This is a genomic window from Streptomyces sp. NPDC059909 (assembly GCF_042730885.1).
Lineage (GTDB): Bacteria > Actinomycetota > Actinomycetes > Streptomycetales > Streptomycetaceae > Streptomyces.
In genome coordinates this window covers 83,213-88,653 of sequence record NZ_JBHWKX010000015.1, presented here as the reverse complement: position 1 = coordinate 88,653, position 5,441 = coordinate 83,213, and the positions used below count along the sequence as shown (strand labels likewise).

6 protein-coding genes are annotated in these 5,441 nt (G+C 73.5%); all 6 read left to right on the top strand.

The genetic code is table 11. From position 1 onward, the window contains the following. On the top strand, positions 1-838 hold an 838-nt coding region (locus ACFV9O_RS13495), incomplete at its 5' end, for a L,D-transpeptidase (protein ID WP_385416499.1). Between the two features lie 149 nt (positions 839-987). Beyond that, positions 988-1,443: a hypothetical protein gene (locus ACFV9O_RS13490; protein WP_385416496.1), complete on the top strand. Its 456-nt coding sequence runs from the start codon at positions 988-990 to the stop codon at positions 1,441-1,443. A gap of 201 nt (positions 1,444-1,644) precedes the next feature. Beyond that, positions 1,645-2,244: an RNA polymerase sigma factor gene (locus tag ACFV9O_RS13485; protein WP_385416493.1), complete on the top strand. Its 600-nt coding sequence runs from the start codon at positions 1,645-1,647 to the stop codon at positions 2,242-2,244. Next, positions 2,241-3,032 (top strand): hypothetical protein, encoded by a 792-nt coding sequence (locus tag ACFV9O_RS13480; RefSeq protein ID WP_385416491.1) that lies wholly within the window; start codon positions 2,241-2,243, stop codon positions 3,030-3,032. Before ACFV9O_RS13485 ends, ACFV9O_RS13480 begins: the two co-directional genes overlap by 4 nt. Positions 3,033-3,321: 289 nt before the next feature. Then, positions 3,322-4,038: an RNA polymerase sigma factor gene (locus ACFV9O_RS13475; protein WP_385416606.1), complete on the top strand. Its 717-nt coding sequence runs from the start codon at positions 3,322-3,324 to the stop codon at positions 4,036-4,038. Continuing rightward, positions 4,038-5,114, top strand: coding sequence for a hypothetical protein (locus ACFV9O_RS13470; protein WP_385416488.1), 1,077 nt, complete (start codon positions 4,038-4,040; stop codon positions 5,112-5,114). The genes ACFV9O_RS13475 and ACFV9O_RS13470 overlap by 1 nt, the downstream gene beginning before the upstream one ends. Positions 5,115-5,441: the final 327 nt, after the last annotated feature.

Genomic DNA, 5,441 nt, shown 5'->3' with positions numbered 1-5,441 from the left:
TTCCGCCTCCGCCTCCGCCTCCGCCTCCGCCTCCGCCTCCGCCTCCGCCTCCGCCTCCGCCTCCGCCTCCGCCTCCGCCTCCGCCTCCGCCTCCGCCTCCGCGTCGCCTTTGGTCTCCGTGTCGGCGTCCGCTTCCGCCGGCGCTTCCGGCAGCGCGTCGCCCGCATCCGGCGCCACGCGCGCCGAGGCGGGCGCGAGCGGCGCGGACAGCACACAGAACGAGCAGCAGAGCGCCGCTCCCGCCGGGCCCTCCTTCCCCGTACCGGTCAGCGTCGGCGATGCCACGCAGGTCATCACGGTCAAGGCAAGCGGCTCGTACGCCACAGTCACAGCCTGGTCCAAGGGCTCGTCCGGCTGGAAGGCGGTCATCTCCGACAGCGGCCGCGTCGGGTCCAACGGGGTCACCGACGGTGCGACCCGCAAGCAGAACACGTACACCACGCCCTCGGGCACGTACACGATCACCGAGGGCTTCGGCGTGGAGTCCAGTGGCACCGCCATGCCGTACACGAAGGTCGACTCCACCCACTGGTGGGTTCAGGACCCGGAGTCGAAGTTCTACAACTCGATGCACACCGAGGCGGGCGCCGACTTCCCGCTCACCGAGTCCGGCGAGCGCGGCAGCGAGCACCTCATCAACTACCCGACCCAGTACGCCAAGGCCCTCGTCATCGACTTCAACCGACGGCCCGCCGTGCCCGGCCGCGGAGCCGGGATCTTCCTGCACGTCAACGGCAGTGGTGCGACCGCGGGATGTGTCTCGGTGCCGCGTGCGACGATGGACCGGATCACGGCGTGGATCAAGCCGTCGGCGCACCCGCGCATCGCGATCGGCTGACCTGCGGGCAGCACCTGGCCGATCGTGATTCGATACGCCACGACGCCTGAGTGCTGTCGAAGGTTGTACGGGCGGCGGAAATCCGTGCTGTGAGAACCCACACCCCTGATCGCCGTGATGGTCCTGACATCGATGTCGCTTGATCAGGCATGGACAGGGACCTCGGCACACTGCCCGGCGCGCGGGACATGCGGGCGTACGTCAGCCGTTTTGTCGCACAGCTGACCGCGCGGAACCGGCTGCCGCTCGACTACTCCGTCGCCAGCCTGCGCCTCGTCGACCTCGTGATCGACGGGCTGCGCCGCGACCAGCCGGAGCGGACCCGGGTCGAGGCGGTTCTGCGCGGCCTCGGGGCGTACACGGGCGAGGTGATCGTGCGTCGGGCCGGCGGGCAGTGGGTGGACTTCGAAGCCGGGCAGCGGGAGTTCTTCGGTCAGCCGGTCGGCATCCGGATGCCCGACGGCCGGGCCTGGAATCCGCTGGGGAAGGTGGTCAACCGGTTCGAGGCGGGCGCGGAGGAGTCCGTGCAGCGGTTCTATCTGACGCTGCACGGGCGGGCGCGGCGCCCGGTGGGGGACGGCGTGTACGAGGCGGCTTGCAGGTAGCCGCTGGGTGCGGGTGGCACGGCCGACGGCCCGGCCCGGAGCCCGCTGGGTAAGGTGGTGCACTGATTCGAGGGCGGGCTCCGGGGGGCGTGCAGCCGGTTCTGTCTTCTGTATCCGCCGATTTTCTGTGACGTGTCCGTGCCGCTCGGCTCGAGCCGCACGGAAACGATGTTCGGTGCTGATCCGGTTGAAGAGGGAGCTTTGGGCGCGTACGACTGGGAGCTCGGCGCCGCTGTCGAGCGTGCCCAGCAGGGGGACGAGGACGCGTTCGCGCGGGCGTACCGACTGGTGCACCCCGGGCTCCTCGCGTACGTCCGGGGCCTGGTCGGCGACGACGCCGAGGACGTGACGTCCGAGGCCTGGCTGGCGATAGCCCGCGATCTGGGCCGCTTCCGCGGGGACGGGGCGGGGTTCCGCGGCTGGACGGCGACCATCGCCCGGCACCGGGCCCTCGACCATCTGCGCAAGCAGCAGCGGCGTCCGCGTACTTCTCTTCTGGAGCAGGACGTTCTGGAGCTTCCGGGGGGAGCGGACACGGCAGCCGCGGCAATGGAGTCCGTGTCCACCGAGCAGGCGCTGGAGCTGATCGGCGGCCTGCCGCGCGAACAGGCCGAGGCAGTGCTGCTGCGGGTGGTCGTCGGACTGGACGGCCCCGCGGCGGCGCGGGTGCTGGGCAAGCGTCCCGGGGCCGTACGCACCGCGGCGCACCGGGGGTTGAAGAGACTGGCGGACAAACTGGCGCAGGCGAGGACGGGCGAGGCGATGCCCCGAGGCCGGCGTGTGCCGAAGGACGGGACATGACACCGGAACGCGACGAGCCGCCCCGCACCCCGGAGTTGGACGCGCTGCTCGACGCGGCGCGCCGCCCCGGCCCGCCCGATACGGCTGATGCCGCCGCACAGGAGCGGGCGCTCGCGGCGTTTCGCGCGGCGCGCGACGAGGGCCTGCACACGGCACCGGCGCGATGGCGTCGTCGTGGGCGGGACGACTGGCGGCCCGCCGGTGAGCGCGGTCGTGTGCCCGTGCTCGTCAAGGCCCTGATCGCGGGGCTCGTCGCGGCGGCGCTCGGCGGGGCGACGGTGGCTGCCGTCGAGGGCGTGATCCCCTCGCCGTTCGACGGTGACAAGGAGCCCGGTCCCGCGCGGACTTCGCCCGTGGCACCCGGCCCGGGCCAGGGGGAGACCCGCCGTGCGGACCAGGGACCGGAGGAGCCGGTGGAGCCGACGCCGCCGGACACCGGCGGCTCCCTGCGCCCGGGCCCGGACGCGGCGGCGGACGACCTCGCCCACTGCCGCGTGTATCTCGCGGCGTTGGACCGCAAGCGCGTTCCGCCTCGCGGCGAGGCCATGAAGCGGCTCGAAGCGGCGGCCGGCGGTCCGGAGGGCGTACGGGCGTGGTGCGAGCAACTGGCGGACGCGGAGCGGAAGCAGACCGGGGAGGATGCGGCGCAGGGCGACGGAGCGCAGGACGGACCCCGCAAGGGGCAGTCGGCCGAGGAATCGGGCAGCGCTGCGACGGTGGCGCCGGGCAGGCGGACCGCGGGGACGTCGTCCGAGCGGGTGCCGGGGTCCGGCGACGGGGCCCGCTGACGGGCCGGGCAGCGGACCGTGGTTGTACGCGGGTGGCGTGCGGCGGAAAGGACGACCGGGGCCGCCACCCCCCACAGGAGAGGCCCCGGTCGTCGTCCGCCGGGGTCGCTGAGCGACCCCGTACTACCTACAGCGCCAGGGGTGCGTTTTCTGTCACACATACGGCTCCAGCAGAATGTTGCAAGTTGTACAAGACATGGACGTACGCAGCGGTAGGCACGTAGCGTGCTCCTGCGCGATGGGGCGTGCGGTGGTGGTGACCAGCCGCGATGACGAACAGGTAGTGGGAGTGCTGGGGGACGACGCGGAGCTGACCGCCGCGGTGCTCGCGGCTCAGGACGGAGACGAAGACGCTTTCCGGACTGTGTACCGCGCCGTGCATCCGCGGTTGCTCGGCTACATACGCACACTGGTCGGTGAAGCGGACGCCGAGGATGTCGCGTCCGAGTCCTGGCTGCAGATAGCGCGGGACCTGGAGAGGTTCAGCGGGGACGCGGACCGGTTCCGTGGCTGGGCGGCGCGGATCGCCCGCAATCGTGCCCTGGATCACATACGGATGCGGGGGCGGCGCCCCGCGATCGGCGGCGACGAGACCGAACTCACCGGGAAACCCGCCGAGTCCGACACCGCCGACGAGGCCATGGAGGCCCTCGCCACCGGCCGGACGATGGAGCTGATCGCCCAACTGCCGCAGGACCAGGCCGAGGCCGTCGTGCTGAGGGTGGTCGTCGGGCTCGACGCGAAGAGCGCGGCGAAGACGCTCGGGAAGCGGCCGGGTGCGGTACGGACCGCCGCGCACCGGGGGCTCAAGCGGCTGGCCGAGCTCATCAGCGCTGGGGGCGGCGATCACGGGGGGCACGGCAGTCACGGAGGTAACGGGGCGGGGGATAGTCTCGGACGCGGCTCGGAGCTCGGCGCCGTACCGCCGCAGCGCGGCCCCCGTCCCGGTGCGGCACGCTCGCCCGGTGTGACGCATACGCGTCCGCGGACGCAGAAGGACATGTGATGGCCGACGAGCGGTACCAGTGGCTCGACCAGGAGACGGCGGAGCGACTGCTGCGCGGTGAACAGGTCGAGGCCATCGGCGATCACGCACAGCACCAGGGCCGTCGGCTCGCGGACGCGCTCGACGCCGTACGGACACCGGGCGCCGGACCGGGACAGGCACCCTCGGTGGAGCCGCTGCGCGGTGAGGAGGCCGCGCTCGCGGCCTTCCGCAAGGCGCGCGACGGTGGCGGGGCGGAGCTGCTCCCGACCGTACGGATCACGGCACCCGCACCGCGGCCGGCCCGCTGGGGCCGGCCCGTGCGCTGGGGACTGGCCGCCTCGCTGGCCGGTTTCGCGGTCGGCGGTGTGGCCGTCGCCGCCGGCACCGGTGTGCTGCCCATGCCCTTCGGCGACCGCGCCCCCGCGCCCGCCTCCTCGGTGTCGGCCGCCGTCACACCGGGACCGCTGGTCTCCGACGCACCGACGGGCGGCGACGGGGCGACGATGCCGGAGCCGCCCCCGTCCGCGCCGGGCACCGGCCCGACGACGCCCCCGTCCTCCGGTACCTCCGTGCCCACGGGCGGAACGGGCCACGACGAGACGGCCCACGGCGGCAGCAGCCAGGGCGGCGAGTGGGACCGGTCCACCGGCACGGACCGCGACGGGTCGGTCGAGCAGTACCGCAGGACCGTCGAGGCCTGCCGCGACTACCGGACCGGGCGGCTCGACGAGGACCGCAGGCGCCGCCTCGAGGACGCGGCCAACGGCGCGGACAGGATCAAGCGTTTCTGCGACCGGGTGCTCTCCGGTGGCACCAGCGGCAACGGCGCGTCGGACGGGGGCCAGGACCCCGGCAGCGGCGGTGACGCCGGCGGCGGTGACGGCGGTGGCGACGGCGACGGTGACCCCGGCGGGGACGACGACTCCGAAGGGTCCCCTGCGCCTGCACCTCCTGCCTTTCCCGCCTTCCCGATCGAGCCGGCCGAGTTGGCGCCTCCGGTCAAGCCCGCGCCCCCGGCCCACGTGCCGAATCCGGCCATGCCCGGTCCGAGCCTGCCGGGTCCGTCCCTGCCGGGCGCCCCAGCCTCCCGGTGACGTCACCCTCCGCCGCGCCGACGTCGCTGCCCACCCCCTCCGTTGCGGCCTCCGCGTAATTTCCCGGCCTTCTGACCTGCGACTTTTCCCTCCGCGGGAAAAAATATCGGCCAGGTGTGACGTTTTTCGGGGCTACGGCGCAGTAGTAAGTGAGCCGACTGGTCATCGGCTGCGCCTGAGCCGGGGTTCCCCCCGTACCTACGGCTCGGCGCAAACGGCGCGGGGGGGGGGAGAGGCCCCCCGCTCCCCCCCGCCCCCCCCCCCCCTCCCCCCCTCCCCCGGAAGAAACACCCCTTCTACCGCCCCCCCCCCCCCCCCCACACAGCC